12 protein-coding genes and 1 riboswitch are annotated in these 14506 nt (G+C 71.3%); of the genes, 10 read left to right on the top strand and 2 right to left on the bottom strand.

Annotation, left to right across the window (positions count from 1 at the left end):
• Positions 1 to 12: 12 nt before the first annotated feature.
• The 4 genes from WBN91_RS08705 to WBN91_RS08690 all read left to right on the top strand — a co-directional run bounded on the left by WBN91_RS08705 (position 13) and on the right by WBN91_RS08690 (position 3860).
• Positions 13 to 1929: an ABC1 kinase family protein gene (locus tag WBN91_RS08705; RefSeq protein ID WP_337727621.1), complete on the top strand. Its 1917-nt coding sequence runs from the start codon at positions 13 to 15 to the stop codon at positions 1927 to 1929.
• Positions 1926 to 2411, top strand: a complete 486-nt coding sequence (locus tag WBN91_RS08700; RefSeq protein WP_337727620.1) for a glutathione peroxidase — start codon at positions 1926 to 1928, stop codon at positions 2409 to 2411. Before WBN91_RS08705 ends, WBN91_RS08700 begins: the two co-directional genes overlap by 4 nt.
• 203 nt (positions 2412 to 2614) lie before the next feature.
• Positions 2615 to 3532, top strand: coding sequence for a hypothetical protein (locus WBN91_RS08695; protein WP_337727619.1), 918 nt, complete (start codon positions 2615 to 2617; stop codon positions 3530 to 3532).
• A gap of 37 nt (positions 3533 to 3569) precedes the next feature.
• Entirely contained in the window at positions 3570 to 3860 is a 291-nt protein-coding gene (locus WBN91_RS08690; protein ID WP_337727618.1) for a hypothetical protein, read from the top strand.
• A 306-nt stretch (positions 3861 to 4166) separates the two neighbouring features.
• On the opposite strand, the gene WBN91_RS08685 is transcribed toward WBN91_RS08690, so the two are convergent.
• Positions 4167 to 5531 carry an L-serine ammonia-lyase gene (locus tag WBN91_RS08685; protein WP_337727617.1) on the bottom strand — a complete coding sequence of 455 codons (1365 nt, stop codon included), beginning with the start codon at positions 5529 to 5531 and terminating at the stop codon, positions 4167 to 4169.
• A gap of 6 nt (positions 5532 to 5537) precedes the next feature.
• Positions 5538 to 5918 carry a glycine cleavage system protein GcvH gene (gcvH, locus tag WBN91_RS08680; protein WP_337727616.1) on the bottom strand — a complete coding sequence of 127 codons (381 nt, stop codon included), beginning with the start codon at positions 5916 to 5918 and terminating at the stop codon, positions 5538 to 5540.
• 124 nt (positions 5919 to 6042) lie between these two features.
• A riboswitch (glycine riboswitch) is annotated at positions 6043 to 6134 on the bottom strand.
• Between the two features lie 203 nt (positions 6135 to 6337).
• Between gcvH and ald the strand changes: the two genes are divergently transcribed.
• The 6 genes from ald (at position 6338) to WBN91_RS08650 (ending at position 14357) form a co-directional block, all read left to right on the top strand.
• A complete protein-coding gene (gene ald / locus WBN91_RS08675) occupies positions 6338 to 7444 on the top strand; it encodes an alanine dehydrogenase (RefSeq protein WP_337727615.1) in 1107 nt (368 codons plus the stop codon).
• Positions 7445 to 7764: 320 nt separating this feature from the next.
• Complete coding sequence (locus tag WBN91_RS08670; protein WP_121225589.1) at positions 7765 to 7947, top strand: hypothetical protein; 183 nt, start codon at positions 7765 to 7767, stop codon at positions 7945 to 7947.
• A gap of 5 nt (positions 7948 to 7952) precedes the next feature.
• Positions 7953 to 8339 carry a hypothetical protein gene (locus tag WBN91_RS08665; protein WP_337727614.1) on the top strand — a complete coding sequence of 129 codons (387 nt, stop codon included), beginning with the start codon at positions 7953 to 7955 and terminating at the stop codon, positions 8337 to 8339.
• Positions 8340 to 8387: 48 nt separating this feature from the next.
• Positions 8388 to 9557, top strand: a complete 1170-nt coding sequence (locus tag WBN91_RS08660; protein WP_337727613.1) for an ABC transporter ATP-binding protein — start codon at positions 8388 to 8390, stop codon at positions 9555 to 9557.
• Positions 9557 to 10432, top strand: a complete 876-nt coding sequence (locus WBN91_RS08655) for a hypothetical protein (protein WP_337727612.1) — start codon at positions 9557 to 9559, stop codon at positions 10430 to 10432. The genes WBN91_RS08660 and WBN91_RS08655 overlap by 1 nt, the downstream gene beginning before the upstream one ends.
• A 181-nt stretch (positions 10433 to 10613) precedes the next feature.
• Complete coding sequence (locus tag WBN91_RS08650) at positions 10614 to 14357, top strand: ABC transporter ATP-binding protein (protein ID WP_337726418.1); 3744 nt, start codon at positions 10614 to 10616, stop codon at positions 14355 to 14357.
• The last annotated feature ends 149 nt before the right edge of the window (positions 14358 to 14506 follow it).

Here is a 14506-nt window from a genome sequence, read left to right as displayed (position 1 = left end):
TCGGGGGGACTGATGGACGACTTCCTGCTCTACACCGTCGGCGTGCCGCTGACGTTCCTGGCGCTGGTGCTGGGCATGGCGCTGGCCGCCCGACGCATCCTCGGCCTCCGCGTGGGCCTCATCCGCACGACCTTCGCGTGCATGATCGGCCTCTCGATCACCTCGGGCGCGCTGGCCGACACGCCCGAGGAGGCGACGAGCGCGTTGAGCAGCGTCCAGTTCGGCATCGCGCTGCTGATGATGATCGCGCTGCTGACCTTCGCCGAGATCGTCGTGCCCACCGGCTCGATCCCGCCGCCGACCGAGTGGTGGCGGGCCGCCCGTGCCCGGATCGTGCGCGCCCGCCGGTACTCGCGCATCACCGCGATCGCGTTCCGCCACGGCCTCGGCCCCTACCTGCGCGGGCGGGAGCGCACCGACACGCGGGTCGCGCGGTCGTTGCGGCTGGCGCTGGAGGAGGCCGGGGTGACGTTCGTGAAGCTCGGCCAGGTGCTGTCGACGCGGCCGGACCTGCTGCCGGCGGACGTGGTCGACGAGCTGACCCTGTTGCAGGACAAGGTTCCCGCCGCGCCGTGGCCCGCGGTGCGGGAGGTGCTGGTGGCCGAGATCGGGGCGCCCGAGGACGTGTTCGCCGAGTTCGACCAGACGCCCATCGCGGCGGCCTCCGTGGCGCAGGTGCACCGGGCGCGGTTGAAGTCCGGCGAGGAGGTCGTGGTGAAGGTGCAGCGGCCCGGGGTGCGGTGGGTCGCGGAGGGCGACCTGGACATCGTGAACCGGCTCGCGGCCACGCTGCACGGCCGGACCCGGTGGGGTCGCGCGATCGGCGTGCGCGACCTGGCCGCCGGGTTCTCCGCCGCGCTGCGCGAGGAACTGGACTTCCGGGTCGAGGCGCGCAACCTGGTGGCGGTGCGGGCGGCGTCCGGGGAGGACGGCGTGGTCCTTCCGCGCGCGCACGAGGACCTGTGCACGGCGAGGGTCCTGGTGATGGACCGGCTCGACGGCGTGCCGCTGCGGTCGGCCCCGCTGGGCTCGGTCGACCGCGACGGACTGGCCCGGTCGCTGCTGGACGTGTTGCTGCGCCAGGTGATGCTCAACGGCGTCTTCCACGCCGACCCGCACCCCGGCAACATCATGCTGCTGCGCGACGGCCGCCTGGGCTTGCTCGACTTCGGTTCCGTGGGCCGCATCGACGCCCAACTGCGGTCCGCGCTGGGCAAGATGCTGCTCGCCATCGACCACGGCGACCCCGCCGGTCTGCGGGACGCGCTGCTGGAACTGGTGGCCCGGCCCGACGAGATCGACGAGCAGCAGCTGGAACGCGCGCTCGGGCAGTTCATGGCCCGGCACCTGAGCGCCGGGATGCGACCGGACGTGGAGATGTTCGGGGACCTGTTCAAGCTGGTCTACCGGTACGGGCTGAGCATCCCGCCGGAGATCGCCGCGGTGTTCCGGGCGCTGGCCACCGTCGAGGGCACGCTGGGCGCGCTGTCGCCGGGGTTCAACATCGTGGTCGAGTCGAGGGCGTTCGCGGACAAGCAGTTCAGCGAACGCCTGACGCCGGAGTCGTTGCGCACCACGGTGTCCGCGGAACTGGCGTCCATGCTCCCGCTGCTCAAGCGCCTGCCCCGGCGGGCGGAACGCATCTCCAGCGCGCTGGAACAGGGCCGACTCGGGCTCAACATGCGGCTGTTCGCGGACGACCGGGACCGCCAGTTCGTGACTTCCCTGCTGCACCAGGTGATGCTCACCGTGCTCGGCGCGACCGCCGGGTTGATGGCGGTGCTGCTCTTGGGTGTCGACGGTGGCCCGCAGGTCGGCCCGGACATCACGCTGTACCAGGTCTTCGGCTACAACCTGCTGGTCATCAGCGTGCTACTCGGCCTACGAGTCGTGGTCACCGTTTTCCGCCCCCGTAGGGTGGAGGCATGAGCATCCACGACATCGCCGTGAACACCCTCGCCGGCGAGCCGAGCAGCCTGGGATCGTTGCGGGGCAAGGCTTTGCTGGTGGTCAACGTGGCGTCGAAGTGCGGTCTCACGCCGCAGTACACCGGGTTGGAGCGACTCCAGCAGCGCTTCGGCGAGGCCGGGTTCTCGGTGGTCGGGTTCCCGTGCAACCAGTTCGCCGGGCAGGAGCCGGGCACGGCCGAGGAGATCTCGACCTTCTGCTCGACCACCTACGGCGTGACCTTCCCCCTGTTCGAGAAGATCGAGGTCAACGGCCCCGGCCGGCACCCGCTGTACGCGGAGCTGACCTCGCACGCCGACGCCGACGGCGCCGCCGGTGACGTTCAGTGGAACTTCGAGAAGTTCCTGATCTCCCCCGAGGGCGACGTCGTGGCCCGGTTCCGCCCGCGCACCGAGCCCGAGGACGACGACGTGGTCAAGGCCATCGAGGCCGTTCTGCCCTGATCACCGCACGGTTCCGCCCTCACCGCAGCGTCGTCCCCGCTGCCCGGTTCGGGCCTTTCGCCCCCTATGCGCTCCTCGTCACCGAGCGTATCGTCGGCTGCCGCGGCGTCGGGGCCGGTCGCGTAGGGGTGACCGGTAGCCGGAAGGCTCCCCGACGTCGCGGACACGCCTTCCGGCCCTCCGCACTCGTCGGGAGACCGGACATGAGACCACTCGCACGAGCGGCCGGGGCGGTCGCCGCCCTAGCCGCCGCACTCCTCGTACCGGTGGGTACCGCACACGCCCACGCCCCCTCCGGGGCCATCTTCACGACCCTGCCGGACGGCAGCGAGGTCAACTTCAACCACTTCCCCACCAAGCAGGACGTCTACCTCGACGGCGGCCCCGGACCGGGCGCGCCGCAGGACGCCGCCGGCCTCGACGACGGCACCTACGTCTTCCAGGTGACCGACCCCAGCGGCAAGGTGCTGCTGTCCACCGACCCGGCCGCGTGCCGGCAGTTCACCGTGTCCGGGGGTGTCATCACCGGCGTCGTCGACACCACCTGCGAGCACGTGACCGGCACCGACGTCGACCACGACGCCACCACCGTGCAGCTGTTCCCGTACCTGGACACCCCCAACAACGGCGGCGTGTACAAGGTCTGGGTCACCACGGTCGAGGACTTCCTGCTCGGCTGCGCGCAGTTCGGCGTCGCCAACGGCCTCGCCGTCGTGGACTGCGGCAGCACGGGCGGCAACCGCCACGGCTTCATCCCCGCGCACAGCAAGACCGACAACTTCAAGGTCGGCGACAAGGTCATCGTCGAGATCGACACCCGCTTCAACCGCTGGGACACCGTCGGCCCGCTGGACGGCAAGAAGATCACGTGGACCGACACCAACGGCGCGTCGAACACCAAGTGGTCGTACTACGCGCCCGACCTGTACGTGTTCCACGAGGCGCACGTGGAGGCCGTGGAGACGGGCGTCCACAGGATCACCGTCGACCACCAGCCGGGCTGCCATGTGGAACGCGTGGACGTGCAGAACCAGCACCTCAGCGGCCCGGGGACGGTGTCGGTGCGGATCTCGAACCTGAACCAGGACAGGACCGTCTTCGTGGACGTGCTGTGCTCGTGACCTGCTGGTGGCGACCTGGCGTGGCACAGTGGAGGGCATGGAGTCCCTGATCTCGGCAGCCCGGCGCCGCTTCGCCCTGGGCGCGTCGCCGGGCCGGGTCTTCGCCGAACTGGCCCTCTTCGCCGACCCGCGCGAGGTGGCGGTGGCGGTGTGCGTGGCCCTGGGCATCGAGCGCCCGGACGCCGAGCGTTCGGTGGGCGCACCGGGCCAGAACCCGGAGTTCTGGGACCTGGCCGGCTACGCCCGCCTGTCCCCGCTGGAGGCCGCCCACGAGATAGGCGGCCTGCTGGAGGGCGTCGGCGTCTTCCAGATCCCGAACCGACGCTGAACCGCCACCCCGGGCCGCACGAGCCCGGGGTGGCGGAGGCGTCAAGCGTCCGCCGAGCACGCCACTGGTCGTTCGGTCGAACGCCGTGACGGCACCACGCCATAGGCCGACAACAGGAGCCCGAGCAAGCCTGACGTGGTCAGCTATTACGGCACACTCGGTCCGGCGACGCGCAGGTGCCGGCCGAATCCCGGCGGGTGGTCGTGTGTCCGTTCAGGCGAATCACGGGAGTTGGCCGGACAGACGCGCGAACGGGCTCCACCCGCGTTACCGAGGTGGAGCCCGTCACTGGTCGGGGCCCGGATGTCAGCACTCGATGACGTTCACCGCCAGACCGCCGCGCGCGGTCTCCTTGTACTTGACCTTCATGTCCTTGCCGGTCTCCCGCATGGTCTTGATGACCTTGTCCAACGACACGAAGTGCGATCCGTCACCCCGCAGCGCCATCCGGGCCGCGGTGATGGCCTTGATCGACGCCAGCGCGTTGCGCTCGATGCACGGGATCTGCACCAGGCCGCCGATCGGGTCGCAGGTCAGGCCCAGGTTGTGCTCCATCGCGATCTCGGCCGCGTTCTCCACCTGCTCCGGCGTCCCGCCCAGCACCTCGGCCAGGCCGCCCGCCGCCATCGAGCACGCCGAGCCGACCTCGCCCTGGCAGCCGACCTCCGCGCCCGAGATGGACGCGTTCTCCTTGAACAGCACGCCCACCGCGCCCGCCGTCAACAAGAACCGCACCACGCCGTCGTCGGACGCGCCGGGCACGAACCGGGTGTAGTAGTGCAGGACCGCCGGGACGATGCCGGCCGCGCCGTTGGTCGGCGCGGTCACCACCCGGCCGCCGGCCGCGTTCTCCTCGTTCACCGCCAGGGCGAACAGGGTCACCCAGTCCATCACCCGCAACGGGTCGGTGGCGTAGTGCTCGGCGGCCATGCGCTGCCGCATCTCCGCCGCCCGCCGCCGGACCTTCAGGCCGCCCGGCAGCACACCGGTCTCCGTGCAGCCCCGCTCGACGCACTCCTGCATGACGCCCCAGATGTGCAGCAGGCCCGAACGGACCTCCGCCTCCGTGCGCCACGACAGCTCGTTGGCCAGCATGACCTCGGAGATGGACAGGCCGGTCTCCCGGGTCCGCGCCAGCAGCTCGTCACCGGTCTTGAACGGGTGGGCCAGCTCCGTCTCGTCGGCCTTGATGCGGTCGGTGCCTGAGGCGTTCTCGTCGACGACGAAACCGCCGCCGACCGAGTAGTACACGGCCTCGTCCAGCACCTCGCCGCCCGAGTACGCCGTGAAGCTCATCCCGTTGGGGTGCAGCGGCAGGGACTTGCGCCGGTGCATCACCAGGTCGGTGTCCTCGTCGAACGCGATGTCCCGGACCCCGCCGAGCAGCAGCCGCTTCGTGGCGCGGATCGCCGCCACCCGCCCCTCGGCCTCGACCGGGTCGACCTCCTCGGGCTTGTGGCCCTCCAACCCCAGCAGCACGGCCTTGGGGCTGCCGTGACCGTGACCGGTCGCGCCCAGCGAGCCGAACAGCTGGGCGTGCACCCGGTCCACGGACGTCAGCCGGTGCCCCAGGCGCGCGACGAACATCGTGGCCGCGCGCATCGGGCCGACCGTGTGGGAGCTGGACGGCCCGATGCCGACGGAGAACAGGTCGAAGACGCTGATCGCCACGGCGGGTCAGTCCCCGGTCAGTTCCGCGTACTTGCCGGCGGTCAGCAGGCCCGTCGCGTCCTCGACGCGCACCTTGAACAGCCAGCCGGCGCCGTACGGGTCGTTGTTGATCAGCGACGGGTCGTCGGCGGCGGCCTCGTTGACCTCCACCACCTCGCCGCTGACCGGCGCGTACAGGTCGCTCACGGACTTGGTGGACTCCAGCTCGCCGCACACCTCGCCGGACTTCACGTGCTCGCCGACGGTCGGCAGCTGCACGAACACGATGTCACCGAGTGACTCCGCCGCGTAGGAGGTGATGCCGATCGCCACGGGGTCCTGGGTACCCGGCGCCCAGTCCACCCACTCGTGCTCGGCGGTGTAGAGCAGGTTCTCCGGAAAGGTCATCTTCAGCGCTCCTGAGGCCACGGTCGGGTCAGATCCCCACTCTGTCCTGGGACCTGAGAGCTTCGCCGCGTCGCTGCGGCTTGCACCGTGGGTGCGCGCCGTGAAGCACGCTTTCCAGAGTCGCCTCGCCCGAGCGGTTCTCGTTGCCTGAGAGTGTGCGGGGTACTTGCTCCTTCGGCGCCCCGGACGTGCCGGGGACTCTCCCGCTCGGGTTCCGGTGCCCGTCGTGCGGGCACCCCGGCCGATGTTCAGTTGGGCGGTCGCCGAGCACGCTAAGTCCCCGTCACCGCGGTGTCAACGCGCGTCCAGAGTTGTGCGCTCGACACAATCGGACCCCTGCCGGTTGGTGCTGCCAGCACGATGACAGTGGATCCGGAGTACCGGACCTTGGGCGTAACAACGCCTGTGAGGAGCCCACCGTGCGGATCTCAGTACCCCGCGAGATCAAGAACCACGAGTACCGCGTCGCGCTGACCCCCGCCGGCGCCCACGAGCTCACCCTGCGCGGCCACGACGTGTTCGTCGAGGCGGGTGCGGGCCTCGGGTCCGCCATCACCGACGAGGAGTACCTCGCGGCCGGCGCGAAGGTCCTGGCCACCGCCGAGGACGTGTGGGCCGAGGGCGACCTGGTGCTCAAGGTCAAGGAGCCGATCGCGCGGGAGTACCCGCTGCTGCGCCGGGGCCAGACCCTGTTCACCTACCTGCACCTGGCCGCCGACCGGCCGTTGACCGAGGCGCTGATCGCGTCCGGCACGACCGCGATCGCGTACGAGACCGTGCAGACCGCCAACGGCGCGCTGCCGCTGCTCGCGCCGATGTCGGAGGTGGCGGGCCGGCTGGCGCCGCAGGTGGGCGCGTTCTCGCTGATGAAGCCGTCCGGCGGCCGGGGCGTGCTGCCCGGTGGCGTGCCCGGCGTGCACCCGGCGCGCGTGGTCGTCATCGGCGGCGGCGTGGCCGGTCTGAACGCGGCGACCATCGCGGTGGGCATGGGCGCGGACGTGGAGATCCTCGACACCAACGTGGACCGGCTGCGGCACATCGACGCCCTCTACCGGGGGCAGCTGCGCACCGTCACGTCCAACCGGTACTCGGTGGAGCAGGCCGTGCGCGAGGCCGACCTGGTCATCGGCGCGGTGCTGGTGCCGGGTGCGAAGGCCCCGAAGCTGGTGTCCAACGACCTGGTGGCGCAGATGAAGCCGGGTTCGGTGCTGGTGGACATCGCGATCGACCAGGGCGGCTGCTTCGCCGACTCGCGGCCCACCACCCACGCCGACCCGACCTACCAGGTGCACGAGTCGGTGTTCTACTGCGTGGCGAACATGCCGGGCGCGGTGCCGCGGACCTCGACGTACGCGCTGACCAACGTGACCCTGCCCTACGCCGTGGCGCTGGCCGACAAGGGTTGGCAGGCGGCCCTGCGGGCGGACAAGTCCCTGGCCCTGGGCCTGAACGTGCACGACGGCCAGCTCACCAACGAGCCGGTCGCCGCAGCACACGACCTGGCTTACACGCCGTTCGAGGTCTGAGCGGCTTCCACGAAGGAGGGGCGTCCACCACCGGGTGGGCGCCCCTTCTCGCATGTGAGCGCTAAAAACGCGACCCGCTCAACCAGCCTGGGGGTCACTGGGAGCGGGTCGCGCAAGCCAATCTTAGCGGGCGCCGGCAGCCCGTGCCCAGCCACCCCAGCCATCTGCGCACAATTCTTGACCCAACAGGACACGTTCTGTGTCCTCCCTCAAGCGATCGAGTGAATTCCGCGGGTAACAGGTAAGTCACGACGCCCGGTCGGCCGATGGTCAGAGCAGAACCCCGCCACCGCCACGCCACACCTCCGATCGGAGCGCACATGGCTGAACCACAGGGCTGGATCGACTGCCACGACCCCTTCGGGCGGGACCGCTCGATGACCGTGCTGGTCGAGGACGACCGGGTCTTGCTGGTCGCGCCGCCGGGCGAGTCGGCTGTGCTCTCGGTCACCCAGACCCGCAGGCTGCACCGCCTGCTGGACCAGGCCGCCGACAGGATGTGAACGAGGTGGACGAGACACTGCGCGCCGCGGTGCTGCGCCGGTTGGCCCAGTTGGACGAGGTCGTCGAACGGGGCGCCGCCGAGGCGCTGGTGCCGCTCGCGCGCGCCGAGATCAACCGGCTGGCCGACTGCTGGCGCCTGCTGCTGACCGTGCACCAGCCCGATCCCGACGGCCGCTGCCGCGCCTGCCCGGGTGTGCTGCGGCACCGGAAGTGGCCCTGCCAGGTGTGGGCGATGGCCCACCAGCACCTGATCGGGGAGGGTCTGCCGCACCGCGAGCGCCGGCGTCCGCTGCGCAATCCCTTCCGGCACGACACCGGCCGCCTGGACAGCGAACCGACCACCGAGATCCCGGTCGTGGTGTCGAAACCACGACATGCGCTCCCGGATTGACCTTCCTAAGGCAGGATGGCGCGCACAGGCGCTATCCAGGAGGGACGCGTGCACGACGGCAGTGGCCGCATCGTGGTGCAGGGCTTGACCAAGCAGTTCGGTCCGGTCGCAGCGGTGCAGAATCTCAGCTTCACGGTGGAACCGGGGTCCGTGACCGGCTTCCTCGGACCGAACGGCGCGGGCAAGACGACGACGCTGCGGATGTTGCTCGGCCTGGTGACGCCGACCGCGGGCCACGGCCTGATCAACGGCCGGCCGTTCCACCAGCTCGGCAACCCCGCGCGGGTCGTGGGCGCGGTGCTGGAGGCGCAGGGCTTCCACCCCAAGCGCACCGCCCGCAACCACCTGCGGGTGTACGCGTCGGCGATCGGCGTGCCGGACCAGCGCGCCGACCAGGTCCTGGGCCTGGTCGGGCTCGGGCAGGCGGCCGACCGCAAGGCGGGCGGCTTCTCGCTGGGCATGAAGCAGCGGCTGGCGCTGGCCACCGCGCTGCTCGGCGACCCGCAGGTGCTGGTGCTCGACGAGCCCGCGAACGGCCTGGACCCGGAGGGCATCGCGTGGCTGCGGTCGTTCCTCCAGTCCTTCGCGCGCAGCGGGCGGACCGTCCTGATCTCCAGCCACCTGCTGGCCGAGGTCGAGCAGACCGTCGACCAGGTGGTGATCATCTCCCGCGGCCAGACCATGTACTACGGGCCGCTGGCCAACCTGCGCGACTCGCAGCAGAGCCGCGTGCTGGTCCAGCCGTCGGACACGGGCGCGCTGGTCGCGGCGTTGCACGCGGACGGCGTGACGACCCTGGAGCAGCTGCCGGACGGCCGGATCGCGGTGACCGGCGTGGAGAGCAAGCAGGTCGCCGACCTCGCGCTGAAGGCGGGCGTGTCGATCTACGGCATCCAGGAGGAGAAGGCCGACCTGGAGCAGCTGTTCTTCCGGCTGACCAACGGCCAGTACGCGGCCTCCGGCCCCAACCAGTACGCGGGACCGCAGGGCAGCGGCTACTACGCGCCGCCGCAGGGCTACCAGACCCCGCCGCAGGGCTACCAGCAGCAGGGTTACGAGCAGCAGCCGCAGGGCTACCAGCAGCAACCCCAGCTCCCGCCGGGCTACCAGCAACCGCCGACACCCCCGCCGGGCTACCCGCAGCAACCGAACCCGTACCAGCAGCAGAACCCCTACCAGCAGGGCCAGGGGCAGGGCGGACTCGGGGGCGGTGCGTGATGCTGGGCAACCTGATCAAGTCGGAGTTCCGCAAGACGACCACCACGGGCCTGTGGTGGGGCCTGATGATCCCGACCGTGCTGATCGCCCTGGGCTGGGCGCTGGCCACGGGGCTCATCGGCAAGGGCCTCATGGACACCATCAACTCCTCCGACGCGGAGCAGTTGACCGAGATCATCGGCATCGACCCGTCGCAGTGGAAGGTGTCGCTGTTCGGGATGGCCCGGAGCATCAACGTGGCCACCATCTTCCCGATGATCTTCGGCGGGCTGGCGATCGCGAACGAGATCAACCGCAAGACGATCACCACGACGTTCCTGACCTCGCCCAACCGGGTGTCGGCGCTGAGCGCCAAGCTGGTGGTCTACGTCCTGTGGGGCGCCATCTACGGCGTCGCGATCGTGGCGTCGGTGAGCATCGGCATCGCGCTCACCTCGGACGCGAACACGCTGCCGGACGCGGGCGGGTGGCTCGCACTGGCCGGGGTGGGCGTGCTGTCGTCGATCCTGATGACGATGTTCGGCGTGGGCGTCGGCGCGCTGCTGACCAGCGTGGTCGGCACGACGGTGGTGCTGCTGCTGTACATGCTGGTCATCGAGAACGGCATCCAGCTGGTACTGAGCATCCAGGGCGTGCCGGAGGTGATCGGCTTCCTGCCCAACGGCGCGGTCAACGGCCTGACCGGCTCGGTGGCGTCGTCGCTGTTCCTGTCGACGGCCGGCGTGGTGCCCGAGGACCTGGTGGACGTGATGCGGGCGTTCGCGGGCGCGCTGGGCGCGTTCGACTGGTGGCTGAGCGGGTTGATCTTCCTCGCGTGGACGGCGATCTTCTTCCTCGGCGGCTGGGCGGCTACGCAGCGCAAGGACATCACCTGATCCAGTGATCTTGATCGGGCTTATGGCTGTGTTGAATTGACCCGACTCCGTCGGGTCGGCTCGGCCGCCTGAAAGTCGGCCCATCGCGCCGCGTTTCCCGCCGATCGAAGAACGTGATCGGCGGGAAACGCGGCGCGACAGGCCGACGCGGCCTCGCGTGGTCCGACCTAGTGTTGGTTTCGTGAACGAGACCCAGGGCTGGATCAGACGCCTCGCCACCGCCTGCTGGAAACACCGGGCGCTCGTGGTGTGGTCGGTGCTGGCCGCCGTCGTCGGGGTGGGTCTCCAGGCGGTCGGCCCGCTGCTGATCAAGGTCGCGGTGGACGACGCGATGGCCGGCCAGACGGCCCGCCTGGGCTGGTTGGCCGCGCTCCTGGTCGGCCTGGAGCTGCTCACGTTCGGCACGGCGTTCGTGCGGCGGTTCCTGGGCGGGCGGCTGGCCGTGGACGTGCAGCACGACCTGCGGCAGGCGGTGTTCCACGCCGTGCAGCGGCTGGACGGGCCGAAGCAGGACGCGTTGCGCACCGGGCAGGTGGTGTCCCGGTCGATCACCGACCTCCAGCTGGTCAACAGCCTGCTGTCGATGACACCGCTGGCGTTCGGCACGGTCGTGTTCGCGGTGGCGGCGCTGGTGGCGATGTTCTGGCTGTCGCCGCTGCTCACGGTGATCGCGCTGGTGGTGGTGCCGGCGGTCGCGCTGGTCGCGGGGCGCAGCCGGCTCACGCTGTTCCCGGCCACGTGGTCGGCGCAGCAGCGGGCGGCGGACGTGGCGCAGCACGTCGAGGAGACCGTCACCGGCGTGCGGGTGGTGAAGGGCTTCGGGCAGGAGGAGCGCGAGGTCGCCCGGCTGGAGGAACGGGCCGGGGTGCTGTTCGCGGAGCGGATGCGGGCCGCGCGGCTCACGTCCAAGCCGACCGCGACGCTGACGGCGCTGCCGTTCGTCGGGCAGGTGGCGGTGCTGGCGCTGGGCGGGTGGCTGGCGCTGCGCGGCGACGTGTCGTTGGGCACGTTCCTGGCGTTCGCGACCTACGTGGCCAACCTGGTCGGGCCGACCCGGCTGCTGTCCAGCCTGATGGTGACCGCCCAGCTGGCCCGCGCGGGCGTGGAGCGGGTGTACGAGCTGATCGACTCGCAGCCGGACGTGGTGGACGGGTCCGCCGAGGTGCCGGACGGGCCGGTGTCGGTGGAGCTGGACGAGGTGACGTTCGGGTACACGCGCAGCGAGCCGGTGCTGTCCGAGGTGTCGCTGAAGGTCGCGCCGGGCGAGACGCTGGCCGTGGTGGGCACGGCGGGGTCGGGCAAGTCGACGGTGTCGCTGCTGCTGCCCCGGTTCTACGACGTGCACGAGGGCGCGATCCGGGTCGGTGGGGTCGACGTCCGGCAGGTGCGGCTGGAGTCGCTGCGGCGGGCGGTCGGGGTGGTGTTCGAGGAGGCGTTCCTGTTCTCCGACACCGTGCGGGCCAACATCGCCTACGGGCTGCCGGACGCGTCCGACGAGCAGGTCGAGGCGGCGGCGCGGGCGGCCGAGGCGCACGAGTTCATCTCGGCGCTGCCGAACGGGTACGACACTGTGGTGGGCGAGCGCGGCCTGACGCTGTCCGGCGGGCAGCGGCAGCGCGTGGCGCTGGCGCGGGCGTTGCTGTCCGATCCGCGGGTGTTGGTGCTCGACGACGCGACCTCGGCGGTGGACGCGGCTACGGAGGCGGCGATCCACCACACGTTGGCGCAGGTCACGGCCTCGCGGACGACGATCGTGATCGCGCACCGGCGGTCGTCGCTGGCGCTGGCCGACCGGATCGCGGTGCTGGACGCCGGCGGGGTGGTCGACGTGGGCACGCACGCCGAGCTGCACGAGCGGTGCGCGCTGTACCGGGAGCTGCTGGCCGGTCCCGGGGAGGCGATCGAGCAGGTCGACCCGCGGGCGGACGCGGCGCTCGAGCCCGGTCCGGACGGCGTGACACCGGAGCTGTGGCCGTCGTCGGAGGAGGACGAGGACGAGCTGGTCGTGCGAGCGGTGAACCGGACCTCCGGGGCGGCTGTCCCCAAGGGGACGCGCGGTGGCCGGAGCACGTCGGCGCTGCTCGGCGGCACACCGCCGACACCGGAGCTGATGGAACGGGTGCACGCGCTGCCGCCCGCCACGGAGACACCGGAGCTGCACGGCGAGGACCCACGCGCCCCCGATCCCGGGTTCCGGCTGCGGACCCTGCTGCGGCCGGTGCGGTGGGCGATGCTCGGCGTGGGCGGGCTGCTGACGGTCGACTCGGCGCTGGCGATCCTGCTGCCCAACCTGGTCCGGCTGGGCGTGGACCAGGGCGTGCTCGGGCAGGACGCCGGGCGGCTGTGGCTCGCGGCCGGGATCGGGCTGGTCCTGGTCGGGCTGGGGTGGCTGTCGTCGGCGGCGGGCGCGGTGGTCACGTCCCGGGTCGGCGAGCGGCTGCTGTACCTGCTGCGGGTGCGCAGCTACGCGCACCTCCAACGGCTGGGGCTGGACTACTACGAGCGCGAGATGGCCGGCCGGATCATGACCAGGATGACCACGGACGTCGACGCGCTGTCGAGCTTCCTCCAGACCGGGCTGACCACGTTCGTGATCAGCGTGCTGACCGTGGTGGGCATCGCGGTGGCGCTGGTGGTGACCGACCCGTCGCTGGCACTGGTGGCGCTGGCCGTGCTGCCGATCCTGACCGTGGCCACGGTGATCTTCCAGCGGCTGTCGTCCCGGGCGTACGCGCAGGCGCGGGAGCGGATCAGCGCGGTGAACGCCGACCTCCAGGAGAACGTGTCCGGGTTGCGGGTGTCGCAGGCGTACACGCGGGAGGCGCGGTCGGCGGAGGCGTTCGCGGAGCGCAGCGACGCCTACCGGCGGTCCCGCATCCGGGCGCAGCGGTACATCGCGACCTACTTCCCGTTCCTGGCGCTGCTGTCGGGGGTGGCGCAGGCGGCGATCCTGGTGGTGGGGGCGTACCGGGTGGCCGAGGGGACGCTGTCGCCGGGCGTGCTGCTGGCGTTCGTGCTGTACCTGGGCTTGTTCTTCGCGCCGCTGTACCAGCTGTCGGGCGTGTTCGACGGCTACCAGCAGGCCCGCGTGGGCCTGAGCCGGATCGGCGACCTGCTGCGCACCCCGACCAGCGTGCCGCCCGCCCCTTCGCCGGTTCCGGTGCCGGTGCTGCACGGCGAGGTGGAACTGCGGGACGTCACGTTCACCTACCCCGGCACGTCCCGGCCCGCGCTGGACCGGGTGTCCCTGCACGTGTCCCCCGGCGAGACCGTGGCCCTGGTGGGCGAGACGGGCGCGGGCAAGTCCACGCTGGTCAAGCTGGTGGCGCGGTTCTACGACGTGACCGAGGGCCAGGTGCTGGTGGACGGCGTGGACCTCCGCTCCTACGACCTGGGCCAGTTCCGGCGACACCTGGGCGTGGTGCCGCAGGAGGCACACCTGTTCGGCGGCGACGTGGCCGAGAACGTGGCCTACGGCCGGCCCGAGGCGTCGCGCGCGGAGGTGGAGCGAGCCGTGCGCTCGGTCGGCGCCCTGCCAACCGTGGCCGCCCTGCCGTCGGCGTTCCACCAGCAGGTGGGCGAACGTGGCCAGAACCTGTCAGCCGGCCAACGCCAACTCATCGCCTTGGCCCGAGCCGAACTGGTCCAGCCGTCCCTGCTCCTGCTCGACGAGGCAACGGCCGCACTGGACCCATCAACGGAGTCGGCGGTCCTGGCCGCCGGCGACCACCTTGCGGGTTCCCGAACAACCTTCGTCGTGGCCCACCGCCTGGCCACAGCGGCCAGGGCAGACCGAATCGTCGTGCTCTCCGAGGGCCGCATCGCAGAACAGGGCACCCACGAGGAACTACTAGCAGCCAACGGCCCCTACGCCCGCCTGTGGTCCCACAGCACAACCACCCCCCAACCCACCCCAACCCGCTAACTCCCCGCCCCAGCCCACCCCGCCCCAGCGCAGCACCCCCAGCCCAACCCAGCGCGCCCCCAACCCAGCCCAGCGCAGCCGCAGCGCCGCTCAGCCCGGCCTAGCCCAGCGCACCCCGGCCCAGCGCACCCCGGCCCAGCCCGACCCAG

Source organism: Saccharothrix sp. CCNWYY140 (assembly GCF_037401995.1).
GTDB lineage: Bacteria > Actinomycetota > Actinomycetes > Mycobacteriales > Pseudonocardiaceae > Actinosynnema.
Note: the sequence above shows the minus strand (reverse complement) of the source record. Positions and strands in the feature narration are given on the sequence as shown.

What these genes read in the sequence shown, in the direction of transcription:
- WBN91_RS08690 (WP_337727618.1), top strand. Translation starts at nt 3,570, where the DNA reads ATGGAGTCCCTGATCTCGGCAGCCCGGCGCCGCTTCGCCCTGGGCGCG.
- WBN91_RS08670 (WP_121225589.1), top strand. Translation starts at nt 7,765, where the DNA reads ATGGCTGAACCACAGGGCTGGATCGACTGCCACGACCCCTTCGGGCGG.
- WBN91_RS08700 (WP_337727620.1), top strand. Translation starts at nt 1,926, where the DNA reads ATGAGCATCCACGACATCGCCGTGAACACCCTCGCCGGCGAGCCGAGC.
- WBN91_RS08695 (WP_337727619.1), top strand. Translation starts at nt 2,615, where the DNA reads ATGAGACCACTCGCACGAGCGGCCGGGGCGGTCGCCGCCCTAGCCGCC.
- WBN91_RS08655 (WP_337727612.1), top strand. Translation starts at nt 9,557, where the DNA reads ATGCTGGGCAACCTGATCAAGTCGGAGTTCCGCAAGACGACCACCACG.
- gcvH (WP_337727616.1), bottom strand. Translation starts at nt 5,918, where the DNA reads ATGACCTTTCCGGAGAACCTGCTCTACACCGCCGAGCACGAGTGGGTG.
- WBN91_RS08705 (WP_337727621.1), top strand. Translation starts at nt 13, where the DNA reads ATGGACGACTTCCTGCTCTACACCGTCGGCGTGCCGCTGACGTTCCTG.